The sequence below is a fragment of the Nocardioides sp. LHD-245 genome, assembly GCF_030929495.1.
Classification (GTDB): domain Bacteria; phylum Actinomycetota; class Actinomycetes; order Propionibacteriales; family Nocardioidaceae; genus Nocardioides.
This window is the reverse complement of the sequence record NZ_JAVFWN010000011.1, coordinates 231,999-250,221: the sequence shown is the minus strand read 5'-3', so window position 1 is coordinate 250,221 and position 18,223 is coordinate 231,999. Positions and strand designations below refer to the sequence as shown.

At 73.2% G+C, this 18,223-nt stretch carries 14 protein-coding genes and 1 riboswitch; of the genes, 12 read left to right on the top strand and 2 right to left on the bottom strand.

Features of this window, described 5'->3' with window-relative positions:
* Nucleotides 1-345: 345 nt before the first annotated feature.
* Nucleotides 346-1,899: an AMP-binding protein gene (locus tag RB608_RS17480; protein ID WP_308089323.1), complete on the top strand. Its 1,554-nt coding sequence runs from the start codon at nucleotides 346-348 to the stop codon at nucleotides 1,897-1,899.
* On the opposite strand, the gene RB608_RS17475 is transcribed toward RB608_RS17480, so the two are convergent.
* Nucleotides 1,866-2,414 (bottom strand): hypothetical protein, encoded by a 549-nt coding sequence (locus RB608_RS17475; protein WP_308089322.1) that lies wholly within the window; start codon nucleotides 2,412-2,414, stop codon nucleotides 1,866-1,868. The two genes, RB608_RS17480 and RB608_RS17475, sit on opposite strands and share 34 nt — an antisense overlap.
* Nucleotides 2,415-2,430: 16 nt before the next feature.
* Nucleotides 2,431-2,558, top strand: a riboswitch (cobalamin riboswitch).
* 34 nt (nucleotides 2,559-2,592) lie between these two features.
* Here RB608_RS17475 and cobN point away from each other — a divergent pair.
* Genes cobN through RB608_RS17450 form a run of 5 tightly spaced genes read left to right on the top strand, consistent with a single transcriptional unit; the run spans nucleotide 2,593 to nucleotide 9,448 of the window.
* Nucleotides 2,593-6,237: a cobaltochelatase subunit CobN gene (gene cobN, locus RB608_RS17470; protein ID WP_308089321.1), complete on the top strand. Its 3,645-nt coding sequence runs from the start codon at nucleotides 2,593-2,595 to the stop codon at nucleotides 6,235-6,237.
* Complete coding sequence (locus tag RB608_RS17465) at nucleotides 6,234-6,959, top strand: SAM-dependent methyltransferase (RefSeq protein ID WP_308089320.1); 726 nt, start codon at nucleotides 6,234-6,236, stop codon at nucleotides 6,957-6,959. The genes cobN and RB608_RS17465 overlap by 4 nt, the downstream gene beginning before the upstream one ends.
* Nucleotide 6,960: 1 nt before the next feature.
* Nucleotides 6,961-7,323 carry a (2Fe-2S) ferredoxin domain-containing protein gene (locus RB608_RS17460; RefSeq protein ID WP_308089319.1) on the top strand — a complete coding sequence of 121 codons (363 nt, stop codon included), beginning with the start codon at nucleotides 6,961-6,963 and terminating at the stop codon, nucleotides 7,321-7,323.
* Nucleotides 7,320-8,714: a cobyric acid synthase gene (locus RB608_RS17455; protein WP_308089318.1), complete on the top strand. Its 1,395-nt coding sequence runs from the start codon at nucleotides 7,320-7,322 to the stop codon at nucleotides 8,712-8,714. The genes RB608_RS17460 and RB608_RS17455 overlap by 4 nt, the downstream gene beginning before the upstream one ends.
* Nucleotides 8,711-9,448, top strand: coding sequence for a cobalt-precorrin-6A reductase (locus RB608_RS17450; RefSeq protein WP_308089317.1), 738 nt, complete (start codon nucleotides 8,711-8,713; stop codon nucleotides 9,446-9,448). Before RB608_RS17455 ends, RB608_RS17450 begins: the two co-directional genes overlap by 4 nt.
* Here RB608_RS17450 and RB608_RS17445 read toward each other — a convergent pair.
* On the bottom strand, nucleotides 9,445-10,371 hold the full coding sequence (locus RB608_RS17445; RefSeq protein WP_308089316.1) for a LysR substrate-binding domain-containing protein: 927 nt from the start codon (nucleotides 10,369-10,371) through the stop codon (nucleotides 9,445-9,447). The genes RB608_RS17450 and RB608_RS17445 overlap by 4 nt on opposite strands.
* A gap of 106 nt (nucleotides 10,372-10,477) precedes the next feature.
* Here RB608_RS17445 and RB608_RS17440 point away from each other — a divergent pair, with 106 nt between their 5' ends.
* The 6 genes from RB608_RS17440 to RB608_RS17415 all read left to right on the top strand — a co-directional run bounded on the left by RB608_RS17440 (nucleotide 10,478) and on the right by RB608_RS17415 (nucleotide 18,201).
* On the top strand, nucleotides 10,478-11,938 hold the full coding sequence (locus RB608_RS17440; RefSeq protein ID WP_308089315.1) for a 2-hydroxymuconic semialdehyde dehydrogenase: 1,461 nt from the start codon (nucleotides 10,478-10,480) through the stop codon (nucleotides 11,936-11,938).
* Complete coding sequence (locus RB608_RS17435; RefSeq protein ID WP_308089314.1) at nucleotides 11,935-12,726, top strand: fumarylacetoacetate hydrolase family protein; 792 nt, start codon at nucleotides 11,935-11,937, stop codon at nucleotides 12,724-12,726. Before RB608_RS17440 ends, RB608_RS17435 begins: the two co-directional genes overlap by 4 nt.
* Nucleotides 12,726-13,172, top strand: a complete 447-nt coding sequence (locus RB608_RS17430) for a RidA family protein (RefSeq protein ID WP_308089313.1) — start codon at nucleotides 12,726-12,728, stop codon at nucleotides 13,170-13,172. The genes RB608_RS17435 and RB608_RS17430 overlap by 1 nt, the downstream gene beginning before the upstream one ends.
* Nucleotides 13,169-13,693, top strand: coding sequence for a 3-hydroxyanthranilate 3,4-dioxygenase (locus RB608_RS17425; protein WP_308089312.1), 525 nt, complete (start codon nucleotides 13,169-13,171; stop codon nucleotides 13,691-13,693). The genes RB608_RS17430 and RB608_RS17425 overlap by 4 nt, the downstream gene beginning before the upstream one ends.
* A 7-nt stretch (nucleotides 13,694-13,700) precedes the next feature.
* Nucleotides 13,701-14,690 carry an amidohydrolase family protein gene (locus RB608_RS17420; RefSeq protein WP_308089311.1) on the top strand — a complete coding sequence of 330 codons (990 nt, stop codon included), beginning with the start codon at nucleotides 13,701-13,703 and terminating at the stop codon, nucleotides 14,688-14,690.
* 115 nt (nucleotides 14,691-14,805) lie between these two features.
* Nucleotides 14,806-18,201 (top strand): pyruvate carboxylase, encoded by a 3,396-nt coding sequence (locus RB608_RS17415; protein ID WP_308089310.1) that lies wholly within the window; start codon nucleotides 14,806-14,808, stop codon nucleotides 18,199-18,201.
* Nucleotides 18,202-18,223: the final 22 nt, after the last annotated feature.

The window sequence follows — 18,223 nt, the reverse complement described above, 5'->3', positions numbered from 1 at the left end:
TCGTGGGCCGTCGGTGAGAGACCGATGAGAGTCCTCTCATGTCTGATGGGCCGAGCGTGTCGCCTATCGAGCGCGGCGGACAGACCCTTCGGGCCCGCCCTTGCCCTCGATGCGCTACGCGCGGGCGCCACGCTCCCGGCCGGGATGGGCCGAGCGTGTCGCCGATCGAGCGCGGCGGACGGACCCTTCGGGCCCGCCCTTGCCCTCGATGCGCTACGCCGCCGTCCGCCACGCTGCCGGCCGTGCTGCCCGCGCCACGCGGATGCATCCTTTCGAGGGCACACGGAGCGGGGCACGGGGCCTAGGGTGGTAGGCGTCACATCCGTCTGCCCTGGGAGGCCCCGCGTGTTCGTCCCGTTCAGCGTCAACGACTTCCTCGACCGGGCCGTGCAGGTGTACGGCGAGCGGGTGGGTGTCGTCGACGAGCCGACCCAGCCCGCCGCCAGCCAGGGTGAGCTGACCTACGCCGAGATCGGCGAGCTCGCGCGCCGCCAGGCCGCCCGGCTCGACGAGCTCGGGATCGGCGTGGGCGACCGGGTCGCGGTCGTCAGCCACAACAGCAGCCGGCTGCTCACGTCCTTCTTCGGCGTCAGCGGCTGGGGCCGGGTGCTGGTGCCGGTCAACTTCCGGCTCAGCCCCGACGAGGTGCAGTACATCGTCGAGCACTCCGGTGCCCGGGTCCTCTACATCGACCCCGAGCTCGAGGAGTCGCTGGCCGGCGTCACCTGCGAGCAGAAGTACCTCCTCGGCGACGACGACGCCCTCTACGCCGCCCCGGGCGCCGAGCCCAAGGCCTGGGAGTACGACGAGGGCGCGACCGCCACCATCAACTACACCTCCGGCACCACCGCGCGGCCCAAGGGCGTCCAGATCACCCACCGCAACATCTGGGTGAACGCGGTGACCTTTGGCCTGCACGCCGGGATCAACGACCGCGACGTCTACCTGCACACGCTCCCGCAGTTCCACGCCAACGGCTGGGGGATGCCGTTCGCGATGACGGGGGTCGGGGCGCGGCACATCATCCTGCGCAAGGTCGACGGCGCCGAGATCCTGCGCCGGGTCCGCGACCACGGCGTGACCGTGATGTGCGCGGCGCCGGCGGTCGCGGCGGCGGTGCTGGAGGCCGCGCAGGCCTGGGAGGGCGAGATCCCCGGGCGCGACAAGGTGCGGATCATCATGGCCGGGGCCCCGCCGCCGACCAAGACGGTCATCCGGGTCCAGGAGGAGCTGGGCTGGGAGTTCATCCAGATCTACGGCCTCACCGAGACCTCGCCGCTGCTCACCATCAACCGCACCCGCGCCGAGTGGGACGACCTCTCGGCCGAGGAGCGCGCGTCCCGGCTGACCCGCGCGGGCGCGCCTGCGATCGGCGTCCGGCTGGCGATCGACGAGTCCGAGGAGGGGGCCGGCGAGGTGCTCGCGCGCTCGAACGTCATCCTCGAGGGCTACTGGGAGCAGCCGGAGGAGTCCGCCGCCGCGCTCAAGGACGGCTGGTTCCACACCGGTGACGGCGGCTTCGTCGGGGACGACGGCTACCTCACCATCGCCGACCGCAAGAAGGACGTGATCATCACCGGCGGCGAGAACGTCACCTCCATCGAGGTCGAGGACACGCTCTTCTCGCACCCGGCCGTCGCCGAGGTCGCCGTGATCGGCGTGCCGAGCGAGAAGTGGGGCGAGACGATCAAGGCGCTCGTCGTCCTCGCGCCCGATGCCACGGCGGGCCCCGAGATGGAGGCCGAGCTGATCCGCTGGTGCAAGGACCGGCTGGCCGGCTACAAGTCGCCGACCTCGGTCGAGTTCCGCGACGAGCTGGCGCGTACGGCGACCGGCAAGCTGCAGAAGTTCAAGCTGCGCGCGCCCTACTGGGAGGGGCTCACCCGCCAGGTGAACTGATCGGCCGGGACGAGCGTGGCGGCCCATCCCGCGGCCTGCCACGCCGTCACGGTGGTCGTCGCCCAGTCGCCGTCCCCGGTCGCGACGACGTCGACCTCGGTCGCGACCTTGTCGGGGCGCGGGGCCGGCGCGTCGAGCGGCTGCCCGCTGATCGGGTCGGTCAGACCGGCCGCACCGTCGACGCAGGTGACGCGGCGCAGGCCGATGCCGAGGCGGCGCTGGTGCTGGGCCAGGCTCAGCGCGGCGATGCCGGCCTCGCCGTACCCGACGACGGCGAGCTGGTCCGGCGGGTGCACCGACGAGCCGCGGGCGTAGCGCACCGAGCGCAGCAGGTCGCGCCCGTCCTCCCAGGTCGGTACGACGACCCGGACACCGCCGCGGGTCGCGATCCGGCTCGCCAGCGCGCCGACGGCGTCGGCGTCCGTGCGGACCGCGGGGTGCCACAGCAGGAGGGTGTCCAGGTTGGGGTGGCCGTGCACGGCTACGGAGATGCCGGGCGCCTGCGGAGAACTCACGCCACCACCGTAGGCTGACTCCCCACAGGTCCGTGGTCCAGGAACCCGGTGTGAGACCGGGGCGGTTCCGCCACTGTGATCCCGACAGCCTCCGTGAGGGTGCTGCCGGGCAGCCAGACACTGGCCACGGACACACCTACCGATGAGGGGCGAGAACCCCGAGGAGGCCTTGAGCGTCATGGCGCGCATCGCACTGCTGTCCACGTCCGACACCGACCTGCTCTCCGCGCGGGCCAGCGGCGCCGACTACCGCTGGGCCAACCCCGGCCGGAGCGGTCGCGACGGTCTCGTCGCGCTCGCCGGGGACAGCGACCTGGTCGTCGTCCGGCTCCTCGGCTCCCCCCAGCAGTACGACGACGAGCTGGCCGCGCTGCGGGCCACAGGCCGCCCGCTCGTGGTGCTCGGCGGCGAGCAGACGCCCAGCGCCGAGCTGATGGAGACGTCGACCGTGCCGGTCGGCCTCGCCGCCGAGGCGCACCGCTACCTGGCCGAGGGCGGCCCGCGGAACCTGGCGCAGCTGCATGCCTTCCTGTCCGACACCGTGCTGCTGACCGGTGAGGGGTTCGAGCCGCCGGAGGTCATCCCGGCGTGGGGTCTGGTCGACCGCGCCACCGTCGTACCGGACAAAACGGTCGTGAATTCGGCCGAAGAGCGACCGAAAGGTCCGGTACGACGGGCGCGGGTGGGTGTGCTCTTCTACCGAGCCCACCAGGCCAGCGGGAACACCGCGTTCGTGCACGCGCTCTGCGACGCCATCGACGCGACCGGCGAGGCCGTCGGCGTCCCGGTCTTCGCGGGCTCGCTGCGCGCCGCGCCCGACGAGCTGTTCACCGCGCTCGGCGAGCTCGACGCGCTGGTCGTCACCGTCCTGGCGGCCGGCGGCAGCGTCCCGGCCGGCGCGAGCGCGGGCGGCGAGGACGAGACCTGGGACGTCGCCCGGATCGCCGCGCTCGACATCCCAGTGCTCCAGGGCCTGTGCCTGACCAGCAGTCGCGCCGAGTGGGAGGCCTCCGACGACGGCGTCTCGCCGCTCGACTACGCCAACCAGATCGCTATCCCCGAGTTCGACGGCCGGATCAGCACCGCGCCGTTCTCGTTCAAGGAGATCGACCCGAGCGACCCGGCCGGCCTGCCGTCGTACGTCGCGGACCCGGAGCGCGCCGCCCGGGTCGCGGGCCTGGCGGTCAACTACGCCCGTCTGCGCCACGTCCCCAACGCCGAGAAGCGGATCGCGCTGATGCTCAGCGCCTACCCGACCAAGCACTCCCGGATCGGCAACGCCGTCGGCCTCGACACCCCCGTGTCGGCCGTGCGGATGCTGCGCCGGCTGCGCGACGCCGGGTACGACGTCGGCGACGGTTTCGGCGTCCTCGACCTCGACGACGACACGGTCGCCGGCGACCGGCTGATCCATGCGCTCATCGCGGCGGGCGGCCAGGACGAGGAGTGGTTGACGTCCGGGCAGCTGACCGACGCGCACGTGCGGATCAGCAAGACCGACTACGACGCATGGACCGCCGATCTGCCGGCCGACCTGCGCGACGGCATGGTCGAGGCCTGGGGTGAGTCGCCCGGCACGCTGTTCGTCAACACGGCGCCGGATTCCGGGCAGGACGAGATCGTGCTCGCCACGCTCCAGGCCGGCAATGTCGTGCTGATGATCCAGCCGCCCCGCGGCTTCGGGGAGAACCCCGTGGCGATCTACCACGACCCGGACCTCGCGCCGTCGCACCACTACCTGGCGGCCTACCGCTGGGTCGAGCACGGCTTCGGGGCCCACGCCGTCGTCCATCTCGGCAAGCACGGCTCGATGGAGTGGCTGCCGGGCAAGAACGCCGCGCTGTCGGCGTCCTGCGGCACCGACGCGGCGATCGGCAGCATGCCGCTGATCTACCCGTTCCTCGTCAACGACCCCGGCGAGGGCGCGCAGGCCAAGCGCCGCGCGCACGCCACGATCATCGACCACCTCATTCCCCCGATGGCGCGCGCCGAGAGCTATGGCGACATCGCGCGACTCGAGGGCCTGCTGGAGGAGTACGACAAGATCTCCGCGATGGACCCGGCCAAGCTGGCCGCCATCCGCGGCGAGATCTGGCAGCTCATGCACGCCGCCGAGCTGCACCGCGACCTCGGCCTCGACGAGAAGCCCGAGGACGACGACTTCGACGACTTCCTGCTCCACGTCGACGGCTGGCTCTGCGAGATCAAGGACGTCCAGATCCGCGACGGGCTGCACATCCTCGGCCAGGCCCCCGAGGGGGAGGCCCGGGTCAACCTGGTGCTCGCGGTCCTGCGTGCCGCGCAGGTCTGGGGTGGCCGGTCGCACGCCGTGCCTGGACTGCGGGCCGCGCTCGGCCTCGCGCCGGATGCCCCGACGACCGAGGTCGACCGGGTCGAGGCCGAGGCGCGCGAGCTGGTCGAGGCGATGGAGAAGTCCGGCTGGGCCCCGGCCCGGGTCGACGACCTCCACCCGGACCCGCAGGTGCGGCAGGTCCTGGCGTTCGCCGCGAGCGAGGTCGTCCCGCGCCTGGCCGGGACGACCGACGAGCTCGACCACACGCTGCACGCCCTGGCCGGCGGGTTCGTGCCCGCCGGACCCTCCGGCTCGCCGCTGCGCGGACTGGTCAACGTGCTGCCGACCGGCCGCAACTTCTACACCGTCGACCCGCGCGCCGTCCCGTCCCGGCTGGCCTGGGAGACGGGCCAGGCGATGGCCGAGTCGTTGGTGGCGCGCTATGTGGCGGAGGAGGGCTCCTATCCCGAGTCGGTCGGCCTCTCCGTGTGGGGTACGTCGGCCATGCGCACCTCGGGCGACGACATCGCCGAGGTGCTCGCACTGCTCGGCGTCCGCCCGGAGTGGGACGAGGCGTCCAAGCGGGTGCACGCCCTGACGGTCATCCCGCTCGACGAGCTCGGCCGGCCGCGGATCGACGTGACGGTGCGGATCTCCGGCTTCTTCCGCGACGCCTTCCCGCACGTCGTGGCGATGCTCGACGACGCGGTCCGGATGGTCGCCGAGCTCGACGAGCCGGCCGACCGGAACTACGTGCGCGCCCACGCGCAGGCCGATGTCGCCGAGCACGGCGACGAGCGGCGCGCGACCACCCGGATCTTCGGCTCCAAGCCGGGCTCCTACGGCGCGGGCATCCTGCAGGCGGTCGAGTCGGGCTCGTGGCGCGACGACGCCGACCTCGCGGAGGTCTACACCGCGTGGGGCGGCTTCGCCTACGGGCGCGACCTCGACGGCGTACCGGCCGCCGACGACATGCGTGCCAACTACCGGCGGATCAAGGTCGCGGCCAAGAACATCGACACCCGCGAGCACGACATCGCCGACAGCGACGACTACTTCCAGTACCACGGCGGCATGGTCGCCACCATCCGGGCGCTGACCGGCGACGCGCCCAAGGCGTACGTCGGCGACTCGACCTCGCCGGACGCCGTCCGCACCCGCACGCTGCAGGAGGAGACCAACCGGGTCTTCCGGGCCCGGGTGGTCAATCCGCGCTGGATCGGCGCGATGCAGCGGCACGGCTACAAGGGCGCGTTCGAGCTGGCGGCGACCGTCGACTACCTCTTCGGCTTCGACGCGACCGCCGGCGTCGTGCACGACTGGATGTACGAGTCGCTCGCCAAGGAGTACGTGCTCGACGAGACCAACCAGGAGTTCCTGCGCAGGTCGAACCCGTGGGCGCTGCGCAGCATCGTCGAGCGGCTGCACGAGGCCAAGGACCGCGGCCTGTGGGAGTCGCCCGACCCCGAGGTGATCGCCGCGCTGCAGGCCGCCTACCTCGAGGTCGAGGGCGACCTGGAGGACAGGTGAGCGCGACCGTCCGGGTGCTCGGCTTCGGCATGGGGCCGCAGCACGTCACGCCCGAGGTCGCCTCGGCGCTGCGCGGCTGCGACTACGCGCTCGCCGTCCAGAAGGGCGACGAGGACCCGCTGCTCGACGTCCGGCGCGCGGTCGCCGCGGCGCACGGCGTGGAGCTGGTCGTCGTACGGGATCCGGAGCGGGACCGATCACCCGGCCTGGACCGGACGGGGTACGAGGGTGCCGTCGCCGACTGGTACGCCGCCCGGCTGGCCGCGTACCGCGCGGTGCTGGAGGAGCGCGGTGGCACCTGCGCCTTCCTGGTCTGGGGCGATCCCTCCCTGTACGACGGCACGATCCGCCTCGCGCGCGAGCTCGGCGTGCCGTGCGACGTGCTCCCCGGCGTCAGCGCTCCGCAGGTGCTCGCGGCGCGGCACCGGATCGTGCTGCACGAGGTCGGCCAGCCCGTCCACGTCACGACCGCCCGGCGGCTGCGCTCCGACGTGGCCGCCGGCCAGCGCAACCTCGTCGTGATGCTCACCGCCGGCGTCGACCTCGACGGCTTCGAGGACTGGACGATCTGGTGGGGAGCCAACCTCGGCGGGGCGGGGGAGCAGCTGGTCGCCGGCCGGGTCGGCGCGGTCGTCGGGGAGATCGAGGCGGCGCGGACCGCGGCGAAGGCCGAGGCCGGCTGGGTGATGGACCTGTTCCTTCTGCGCGGACCGGAGGCCTGAGGTGGCCCTGCCCGAGCGCGACGTCCTGCTGTGCCGCGACTGTTGCTGCGGCACGGCCAAGAAGCACCCCGGCGCCGACCATGCCGCCCAGCGCGACGAGATCGAGGCGCTCGACGATCCCGCCGGCCGGCGCGGCCCGCGGGTCCGGGTGCGGGTGGTCGACTGCCTGGACGAGTGCGATCGGTCCAACGTCGTACTGGTGCGCGACTTCACCTGGTTCCCCGGCGGCCGGCGGCCCAAGGACACCTGGCTCGGCGGCGTGCTGTCCGGGGCGGCGACCGGTGCGGTCGTCGACTGGGTGCGTGAGGGTGGTCCGGTGCCGGACGCGCTGCAGCGCCACGTCTTCCGCGGGAAGCGCGGATGAGCCGCGGCGCGGCGCTGCTCGTCGCGGGGATGACCTCCGACGCGGGCAAGAGCGTGGTGACGACCGGCCTGTGCCGGGCGTTCGCGCGGCGCGGGATCCGGGTGGCGCCGTACAAGGCGCAGAACATGTCCAACAACTCGATGGTCGTCACCGGACCCGCCGGCGAGCCCGGCGAGATCGGCCGGGCCCAGTGGGTGCAGGCGATCGCCGCCGGCGTGACGCCCGAGGCAGCGATGAACCCGGTGCTCCTCAAGCCCGGCAGTGACCGCCGCAGCCACGTCGTGCGGATGGGGCAGCCGGCCGGCGAGGTCTCCTCGCGCAACTGGCAGGAGGGGCGCGCCCACCTCGCCGAGACCGCGTTCGCCGCGTTCGACGACCTGCGCTCGCGCTTCGACCTCGTCGTCGCCGAGGGCGCCGGCAGCCCGGCCGAGATCAACCTCCGGTCCAGCGACTACGTCAACATGGGCCTCGCCCGGCACGGCGACGTGCCGACGATCGTGGTCGGCGACATCGACCGCGGCGGGTGGTTCGCGTCGGCCTACGGGACGTTGATGCTGCTCGACGCGGCCGACCAGGCTCTCATCAAGGGGTACGTCGTCAACCGCTTCCGTGGCGACGTCGACCTGCTGCGGCCCGGACTGGCCGACCTGGAGCGACGTACCGGCCGGCCGACGTACGGCGTGCTGCCGTGGCATCCCGACCTGTGGCTCGACTCGGAGGACGCGCTCGACCTGGCCGGGCGCCGGGCCGACGCGCGGGCGGGCGTACGCAAGGTGGCCGTCGTCCGGCTGCCGCGGATCAGCAACTTCACCGACGTCGACGCGCTCGGACTGGAGCCGGCGTTGGACGTGGAGTTCGTGTCCGACCCGGCCCGCCTGGCCGACGCGGACCTGATCGTGCTGCCCGGCACCCGCGCGACGCTCGCGGACCTGGCCTGGGTGCGGGAGCGGGGACTCGACATCGCGATCCAGCGGCATGCCGCCGCAGGCCGCCCGGTGCTGGGGATCTGCGGCGGCTGCCAGATGCTCGGCCGGCGGATCGAGGACCCCGACGGCACCGAGGGCACCGTCGGCGCGGCCGTCGACGGGCTCGGCCTGCTCGACCTGACCACCCGGTTCGCGGCCGAGAAGCGGCTCGCGCTGCACGAGCCCGCCGGCTACGAGATCCACCACGGCCGGACCACCGGCGCGACCACGAACGGAACGGTGACCGGGACGATGGTGCACGGCGGCCTCGAGGACGACGCGGCCCGGGCGGCGTACCTCGCGGCGAGCCTCGGCGTCACGAGCACCGCGTCCTTCCCCGCGGCGCGGGCGGCTCGGCTCGACCTGCTCGGTGACCTGGTCGAGGAGCACCTCGATCTCGACGCGATCCTGGAGCTGACCCGATGAGGGTGCTGCTGCTCGGCGGCACCGGCGAGGCCCGCGACCTCGCCGCGCGCCTGGTCGCGGACGGCGTCGCGGTGGTGTCGTCGCTCGCCGGCCGGGTGGCCCGGCCCCGGCTGCCCGTCGGCGAGGTGCGGATCGGCGGTTTCGGGGGAGTGCCCGGGCTGCGGGCGGTGCTGGCCGACTACGACGCGGTGATCGACGCGACGCATCCCTTCGCCCGGGGGATCAGCCGCAACGCCGCGGAGGCCTGCGCGGCGCAGGACGTGCCGCTGCTCCGCCTGGAGCGGCCCGGCTGGGCCGAGCGCGCGACGTCGTCCTGGATCTGGGTCGCCACGCACGAGCAGGCCGCGACCGTGGCCGGCGAGCTCGGCAGCAGGCCCTTCCTGACCGTCGGGCGCCAGGAGCTCGCGCGGTTCGTCCCGGCCCTGGCCGAGCGCCAGGTGCTGGCCCGGGTCGTCGACCCTCCGGACCTCGCGATCCCCGCCGACTGGGAGCTGCTGACCTCCCGGGGGCCCTACCCGATCGACCGGGAGCGGGAGCTGATGATCGACCGCGACGTCCTCGTCACCAAGGACTCCGGCGGCGAGCACACCTGGCCCAAGATGGCGGCCGCCGCGGAGCTCGGCATCCCGGTCGTCGTCGTACGTCGGCCGGCCGCTCCCGAGGGTGTTCCCACCGTGGCCGGCGTCGGCGAGGTCGTGGCCTGGCTGGGCGGACTCGGCGGGGCCCGGCCCTAGCCGTCCCGCAGTCGCGCCGCCGCCGTGTCGAGGGACGCGATGAGGGCCTCGGTGGCCGGGCCCAGACGCCGGTCGGCGGCGAGGGTCGTGCCGACGCTGTGACCGATCGGCTCCAGGGAGACGGGCAGCGTGGTCAGCCGCGGGTCGTCGGCCCCGATCAGGCCGGGGAGCGCGGCGATCATCTCGGTCTCGTTGAGCAGCTCGCGGACGGTCAGGAAGGAGGTCGCCTCGACCCGGTTGCGCGGCACCTCGAACCCCCGCGCGGCGAAGAAGGTCTCCAGCTCCTCGCGCAGGACGGTCTCGGCGCCGGGCAGGATCCACGGGTACGCCGCGAGGTCGGCCAGCGCCAGGTCCCGCGCCCCGGCCAGCGGATGGTGGGCGCCGGCGACCAGGCGGATCGACTCGTCGTACAGCGTGCGCCGGCGGGTGCCCTCGGCGACCGCTCCGGTCAGCCGCCCGACGATGAGGTCGACCCGGCCGGCGGTGAGCTCCACGAGGAGGGAGTCCGGCGTACCCTCCCGGACGATCACGGTCAGGAGCGGGCGCGACGTCTTGAGGTGGGCGATCGCCCGGGGGAGCAGCAGGTTCGAGCCCGCGAGGTGGGTGCCGACGACGACATGGCCGCGCCGGGCGTCGGCGATCTCCTCGACGTGGCGCGTCGCCTGGGTGAGCTGCGCGAGGACCGCGCGGGCGTGACCGGTGAAGGCGGTGCCGAACTCGGTCGGGCTGATGCCGCGCGGGCCCCGGTCGTAGAGCCGGACCCCCAAGATCGCCTCGAGGTCGTGCAGCCCGCGGGTCACCACCGGCTGCGTGACGTGGAGCGCGGCGGCGGCGCCGACCACACTGCCCTGCTCGGTGAGCGCGTCGACGATCAGCAGGTGCCGGAGCTTGAGCCGGCCGTCGAGGAGTCGCGGGCTGTCCATGGCCGAACGCTACGGCAGGCCGAGGGGCTGCGCCATGTCTAAACAGCATGGCAAACCCCGCAAAGAGCATTGGTCAGGCATGTCCAGGCTTCCTACGCTCGGTGCCATGACATCAGTCGAGCTGCGCAACGTCGTGGCCGGACGGCCGGTCGACGGGCGACGCACCTTCCCCAAGTACGACCCCGTCGACGGCGCCCTGGTCGCCCAGGTCCACGAGGCCGGGCCCGAGGTCGTGGACGCCGCCGTCGCGGCCGCCCGCGATGCCCTGGCCGGCCCTTGGGCGAGCCTGACCGTCGGCGAGCGGGCCACCGTGCTGCGCCGGGTCGCCGAGCGGATCGAGGCGCGCTTCGAGGACTTCGTCGCGGCGGAGGTCCGCGACACCGGCAAGCCGGAGCATCTGGTCCGTCAGCTCGACGTCGCCCGGGCGGCGCTCAACTTCCGCTCGTTCGCCGATACGATCGCGGCCCAGGGGCTCGACGCCTATCTGACCGACCTCGCGGACGGCCGGCAGGCGCTCAACTACGCGGTCCCGAAGCCGCTCGGCGTGGTCGCGATCATCGTCCCCTGGAACCTGCCGCTGCTGCTGCTCACCTGGAAGGTCGCCCCGGCCCTCGCCTGCGGGAACGCGGTGGTGGTCAAGCCGTCGGAGGAGACGCCGTCGACGGCCACGCTGCTGGCCGAGGTGATGGCCGAGGCCGGCGTGCCGGACGGTGTCTACAACGTCGTGCACGGTTTCGGGCCCGACTCGGCCGGGGAGCTGCTGACGACCCACGAGGGGGTCGACGGGGTGACCTTCACCGGCGAGTCCCGCACCGGCTCGGCCATCATGCGGGCGGTCGCCCCGCGGGTACGGCCGGTGTCCTTCGAGCTCGGCGGCAAGAACGCGGCCGTCGTCTTCGCCGACTGCGATCTCGAGCGCACGCTCGACGGGCTCACCCGCTCGATCTTCCTCAACACCGGCCAGGTGTGCCTGTGCACCGAGCGGGTCTACGTCGAGCGGTCGGTCTTCGACCGGGTCGTCGACGGCCTCGCCGAGCGGGCCCGGGCGCTCCGGCTCGGTCGCCCGGACGCCGAGGGCACCACCACGGGACCGCTCATCTCCCGCCAGCACCGCGCCAAGGTGCAGTCCTACCTCGACCTCGCGATCGAGGAGGGCGCGAAGGTGGTCGTCGGCGGCGGCGTCCCCGACCTCGGCGAGGAGCTGCGCGACGGCGCCTGGATCGAGCCCACCCTCTGGGTCGGGCTCGACAACAGCTGCCGGGTCGTGCGCGAGGAGGTGTTCGGGCCGGTCGCCGCGCTCATCCCGTTCGACACCGAGGAGGAGGCGGTCCGGCTCGCGAACGACACCGACTACGGCCTGGCCGCCGCCGTCTGGACCACGGACCTGGAGCGCGGCCACCGCGTGGCGCAGCGGATGCGCGTGGGCATGGCCTGGGTCAACACCTGGTACCTGCGCGACCTGCGGTCGCCCTTCGGCGGCGTCGGGCTGTCCGGGATCGGCCGCGAGGGCGGCACCCACTCGCTGCACTTCTACTCCGAGCCCACGAACGTGTGCGTGCAGCTGTGAGCGCCCTTATCGAGGATCTCGCGGAGCGTCTGGACCGTGCGGTCCGGACGGGGGTGCCGATCCCGCAGCTGTCGGCGGAGGGCGAGCTCTCCCTCGCCGACGCGTACGCCGTCCAGCGGGCCGGCGTCGCGCTGCGGACCTCCCGCGGCGAGCGGGTGAGCGGCGCCAAGCTCGGCTTCACCAGCAAGGCCAAGGCCGAGCAGATGGGCGTCTCCGACGTCATCATCGGTGCGCTGACCGATGCGATGGCCGTGCCGGCCGGCGCCTCGCTCGACCTGACCCGCTCGATCCATCCGCGAGTCGAGCCCGAGATCGCCTTCCTGCTCGGGGCGGACGTCGACCCGGCCGACCCCGATGCCGACCTGACCGCGGCGATCACCCATGTCGCGCCCGCCCTCGAGGTGATCGACAGCCGCTACCGCGACTTCCGGTTCAGCCTCGCCGACGTCGTCGCCGACAACACCTCCGCATCGGCGTACGCCGTAGGGGACTGGGTGCCCGTCGAGCGGGTGCGCGCCGGGATCGACCTCGCCGGGCTGGAGGTCGTGCTGTCGGTCGACGGCGCCGAGGCCGCCCGGGGCTCGAGCGCCGACATCCTCGGCGACCCGTGGGCCGCGCTGCCCGCCACGCTGCGGATGGCCGCCCGACACGGACAGGCGCTGCGGCGCGGCGGTGTGCTCCTCGCGGGGGCGGCCACGGCCGCCGTACCGCTGCCCGCAGGGGCCCGGGTCACCGCGACGGTCGCCGGCCTCGGCGACGTCGGCCTGCTCACGGAAGGAGCCCGGTGATGGCCGAGGCCAAGGTCGTCGCCGGCAAGGCGACCCCGCGCGGCCGGTTCCCGCACGTGAAGGTCGTCGGCGACCTGGTGTTCGTGTCGGGCACCAGCAGCCGGCGTCCCGACAACACCTTCGAGGGCGTGAGCGTCGACGCGCTCGGTGTCACCGACCTCGACATCCGCGCCCAGACCCGTGCGGTGATCGAGAACATCGCCGACCTCCTCGGTGCCGTCGGGGCCGGCCTGGAGGACCTGGTGCAGGTGACGACGTACCTCGTGAGCATGAACGACTTCGGCGGCTACAACGAGGTCTACGGGGAGTACTTCGACGAGACCGGTCCCACCCGCACGACCGTCGCCGTCCACCAGCTGCCCCACCCGCACCTGCTCATCGAGATCCAGGCCGTCGCCTGCCTCCCGACCCCCTCATCGACCCCCTCGACCAAGGAGAAGCCATGACCGCCATCCCACCCGTCCTCGACTTCGAGCGCTGGATCGCCGAGCACGAGGACCAGCTCAAGCCGCCGGTCAACAACCAGCAGATGTGGGAGCCGATGGGCGACTTCATCGTGCAGGTCGTCGGCGGCCCCAACCAGCGCACCGACTTCCACCTCGACCCGTACGAGGAGTGGTTCTACCAGTACCGCGGCGACATGCACGTCAACCTGATGACCGACGAGGGGCCGCGCCGGATCGACATCCGCGAGGGCGAGATGTGGATGCTGCCGCGCAACGTCTACCACTCGCCGCAGCGTCCCGACCCGAACTCGATCGGCATCGTCATCGAGCGGATCCGCGAGGAGGGCACGCTGGAGAAGTTCAACTGGTTCTGCATGGAGTGCGACCGCCTCGTGCACGAGGTCGAGCTCCAGGTCCGCGACATCGTGGCCGACCTGCCGCCGGTCTTCGAGCAGTTCTACGCCTCCGAGGAGGCGCGCACCTGCGGCCACTGCGGCGCCCTCCACCCCGGGAAGGGCTGAGGCCGCGGTGGGCGGACCGGACGGCGTCATCGACGTCCACACCCACTACGTGCCCCAGGGCTGGCCCGACCTGGGGGAGCAGCAGCCCTGGCTCCGGGTGGAGTCGGAGGCCGAGGCGATGATCATGGTGGGCTCGCGCGAGTTCCGCCGGATCCAGTCGGACTGCTGGGACGCCGAGGTCCGCCTCGCCGACATGGACGCCGACGGCGTCGAGCTCCAGGTCGTCTCCCCGACGCCGGTGTTCTTCGGGTACGAGCAGCCGAGTGGCCAGGCGGAGAAGGTCGCCCGCATCTTCAACGACCTCGCCCTGGAGATCTGCGCGCCCGGGGGCGGACGGCTGGTGCCCTTCTGCCAGGTCCCGCTCCAGGACACCGACGCCGCGTGCCGCGAGCTCGAGCGTGCCGTCGCCGCCGGGCACCGCGGCGTCGAGATCGGCAACCACGTCGGCGACCGCGATCTCGACGACGCGGGCGTCGTCACCTTCCTGCAGCACGCCGCGTCGCTCGGCGTACCGGTGTTCGTGCACCCGTGGGACATGGCGTCGTCCCCCCGGCTCGACCGGTGGATGGCGCAGTGGCTCGCCGGAATGCCCGCCGAGACCCACCTGTCGGTCATCGCGATGATCCTGGGCGGCGTCTTCGACCGGGTGCCGGAGAGCCTGCGGATCTGCTTCGCCCACGGCGGCGGCTCCTTCGCCTTCTGGCTGGGCAGGTTCGAGAACGCGTGGCACCACCGCAACGACGTCATCGGCACGTCGGCGCAGCCGCCGTCGGCGTACGTCGGGAGGTTCTCCGTCGACTCCGTGGTCTTCGAACCCGCCGCACTGCGGACCCTGGTCGACGTGCTGGGCGCCGGTCAGGTGATGGTGGGCAGCGACTACCCCTACCCGCTCGGCGAGCGGCCGGCCGGCAGCGTCGTGCACCGGTCGGCCTTCCTCGACGCCGACGAGCGCCGGCTCGTCCTGCGGGACAACGCGCGCCGCTTCCTCGACGGCTGACCAGCGCAGAACGGGTGTGGGTGAGGGGTCTCCACCAGGTGGGCACGAGCCCGTGACCCGGCTCACGACTGATGGGATGGAACCCCACCCACACGCACAGCGAGGAGTCATCCACTTGTTCTCGAAGGTTCTGGTCGCCAATCGCGGAGAGATCGCCATCCGAGCGTTCCGCGCGGCGTACGAGCTGGGCGCCACCACCGTGGCCGTCTTCCCGTACGAGGACCGGGGTTCCGAGCACCGTCTCAAGGCCGACGAGGCCTACGAGATCGGTGAGCGGGGGCACCCGGTCCGCAGTTACCTCGACCCGGATGCGATCGTCGCGGCGGCCGTGCAGTGCGGCGCCGACGCGATCTATCCCGGATACGGGTTCCTGTCGGAGAACCCGGCGCTGGCGGAGGCGTGTGCCGCCGCCGGCATCACGTTCGTCGGGCCCTCCGCCGCGGTGCTCGAGCTCACCGGCAACAAGGCGCGCGCGATCGCGGCCGCCAAGGCCGCCGGCGTGCCGACGCTGCGCAGCGTCGATCCGTCGACCGACGTCGACGCGCTGCTGGTCGCCGCGGAGGCGATCCCGGCGCCCCTGTTCGTCAAGGCCGTCGCCGGCGGCGGCGGGCGCGGCATGCGCCGGGTCGACGACCGGGCGCAGCTGCGGGAGGCGATCGAGACCTGCATGCGCGAGGCCGAGGGTGCCTTCGGCGACCCCACCGTCTTCATCGAGCAGGCGGTCGTCGACCCGCGGCACATCGAGGTGCAGATCCTCGCCGACGGTCAGGGCGACGTGATCCACCTTTTCGAGCGGGACTGCTCGGTGCAGCGCCGCCACCAGAAAGTGGTCGAGATCGCGCCGGCACCGAACCTCGACCCCGCCCTGCGCGACCGGATGTGCGCCGACGCCGTCCGCTTCGCCCGCGAGATCGGCTACGCGTGCGCGGGCACGGTGGAGTTCCTGCTCGACCCGGACGGCAACTACGTCTTCATCGAGATGAACCCGCGGATCCAGGTCGAGCACACGGTGACCGAGGAGGTCACCGACGTCGACCTGGTCCAGTCCCAGCTGCGGATCGCCGCGGGTGAGACCCTGGCCGACCTCGGCCTGTCCCAGGACACCGTGCGGCTGCGCGGTGCCGCGCTGCAGTGCCGGATCACGACCGAGGACCCCGCCAACGGGTTCCGTCCCGACACCGGCACCATCACGGCGTACCGCTCGCCGGGCGGCGCGGGGGTCCGGATCGACGGCGGTACGACGTTCACCGGCGCCGAGGTGAGCCCGCACTTCGACTCGATGCTGGCCAAGCTGACCTGTCGGGGTCGCACCTTCGGCGACGCGGTCGCCCGGGCCCGGCGCGCCGTGGCGGAGTTCCGGATCCGGGGCGTGGCGACCAACATCCCGTTCCTGCAGGCGCTCCTCGACGACCCGGACTTCGCGTCGGGCCGGGTGACCACGAGCTTCATCGAGACCCACTCGCAGCTGCTCACGGCCCGGGCCTCCGGTGACCGCGGTACGCGGCTGCTGACCTACCTGGCCGACGTCACCGTCAACCAGCCGCACGGTGCCGTACCGGTCTCGGTGGCCCCGCGCGCCAAGCTCCCGGCCCTCGACCTGTCGCTCACCCCGCCCGACGGCACCCGCCAGCGGCTGCGTGCGGTGGGACCGGAGGCGTTCGCCGCGGAGCTGCGGGCGCAGACCGCGGTGGCCGTCACGGACACCACCTTCCGCGACGCCCACCAGTCGCTGCTGGCGACCCGGGTCCGCACCCACGACCTGCTCGGCGTCGCCGGGCACGTCGCGCGGACCACGCCCCAGCTGTGGTCGCTGGAGTGCTGGGGCGGGGCGACGTACGACGTCGCGCTGCGCTTCCTCTCCGAGGACCCGTGGGACCGGCTGGCCAAGCTCCGCGCGGCCGTGCCGAACATCTGCCTGCAGATGCTGCTGCGCGGGCGCAACACGGTCGGCTACACGCCGTACCCGACGAGCGTCACCAACGCGTTCGTCGGGGAGGCCGCCGCGACCGGGATCGACGTGTTCCGGATCTTCGACGCGCTCAACGACGTGGAGCAGATGCGTCCGGCGATCGAGGCCGTGCGCGCCACCGGGACCAGCGTGGCCGAGGTCGCGCTGTGCTACACCGGCGACCTGTCCGACCCGGGCGAGCAGCTCTACACGCTCGACTACTACCTGCGCCTGGCCGAGCGGATCGTCGAGGCCGGCGCGCACGTGCTCGCGATCAAGGACATGGCCGGGCTGCTGCGCGCCCCGGCCGCGACCACGCTGGTCACGGCACTGCGCGAGCGGTTCGACCTGCCGGTGCACCTGCACACCCACGACACCACGGGCGGGCAGCTCGCCACCCTGACGGCCGCCATCGCGGCGGGCGTCGACGCAGTGGACGCGGCGACCGCGTCGATGGCGGGGACGACGTCCCAGCCGCCACTGTCGTCGCTGGTCGCGGCCACCGACCACCCGGCCCAGGCGGGCCGGTCCACCGGCCTCGACCTGGCCGCGGTCAACGCACTCGAGCCCTACTGGGAGGCGGCCCGACGGCTCTACGCACCCTTCGAGTCCGGACTCCCGGCGCCGACCGGTCGGGTCTACCGCCACGAGATCCCCGGCGGGCAGCTCTCCAACCTGCGCCAGCAGGCGATCGCGCTGGGGCTGGGGGAGAAGTTCGAGCAGGTCGAGGACATGTACGCCGCGGCGAACGACATCCTCGGCCGGATCCCGAAGGTGACCCCGTCCTCGAAGGTGATCGGCGACCTCGCGCTCGCGCTGGTCGCGGCGGGAGCCGACCCGGAGGCGTTCGCGGCCGACCCCGCGTCGTACGACATCCCGGCGTCGGTGATCGGCTTCCTCCACGGCGAGCTGGGCGACCCGCCCGGTGGCTGGCCCGAGCCGTTCCGCAGCAAGGCCATCGCCGGGCGCTCCTGGACGCCGCCCGCCGAGGTGCTGTCGGCCGAGGACGAGGCCGACCTGGCGAGCGGGTCGACGGTGCGCCGGGCGACGCTGAACCGGCTGCTCTTCCCCGGCCCGACCCGGGAGTACGACGAGGCGCGGTCGCGGTGGGGCGACCTTTCCGTCGTACCGACCCGGGAGTTCCTCTACGGGCTCCAGACCGGCGAGGAGCACGCCGTCCAGCTGGCCGAGGGCAAGCAGCTGCTGCTGGGCCTCCAGGCGGTCGGCGAGCCCGACGAGCGGGGCTACCGGACCGTGCTCTGCACACTCAACGGCCAGATCCGGCCGGTCAGTGTGCGGGACCGTGCCGTGTCGGCCGAGGTGGCCGCCGCGGAGAAGGCCGACCCCGCGCAGCCCGGCCACGTCGCCGCGCCCTTCCAGGGCGTGGTGTCGGTCGTGGTCGCCGAGGGCGACCGGGTCAGCGCCGGCGACACCGTCGCGACCATCGAGGCGATGAAGATGGAGGCCGCGATCACCGCCCCCGTCGACGGGACCGTCCAGCGGGTCGCGCTGGCCGGGCCGAAGGCGGCCGAGGGCGGCGACCTGGTGCTCGTGGTCGCCTGACGGGCTCCGGGGACGCCGGGGT

Excerpts from the sequence above, each read along its gene's own strand:
- cobN (WP_308089321.1), top strand. The coding sequence starts at position 2,593 with ATGGCGCGCATCGCACTGCTGTCCACGTCCGACACCGACCTGCTCTCC.
- RB608_RS17445 (WP_308089316.1), bottom strand. The coding sequence starts at position 10,371 with ATGGACAGCCCGCGACTCCTCGACGGCCGGCTCAAGCTCCGGCACCTG.
- RB608_RS17450 (WP_308089317.1), top strand. The coding sequence starts at position 8,711 with ATGAGGGTGCTGCTGCTCGGCGGCACCGGCGAGGCCCGCGACCTCGCC.
- RB608_RS17425 (WP_308089312.1), top strand. The coding sequence starts at position 13,169 with ATGACCGCCATCCCACCCGTCCTCGACTTCGAGCGCTGGATCGCCGAG.
- RB608_RS17430 (WP_308089313.1), top strand. The coding sequence starts at position 12,726 with ATGGCCGAGGCCAAGGTCGTCGCCGGCAAGGCGACCCCGCGCGGCCGG.
- RB608_RS17440 (WP_308089315.1), top strand. The coding sequence starts at position 10,478 with ATGACATCAGTCGAGCTGCGCAACGTCGTGGCCGGACGGCCGGTCGAC.
- RB608_RS17455 (WP_308089318.1), top strand. The coding sequence starts at position 7,320 with ATGAGCCGCGGCGCGGCGCTGCTCGTCGCGGGGATGACCTCCGACGCG.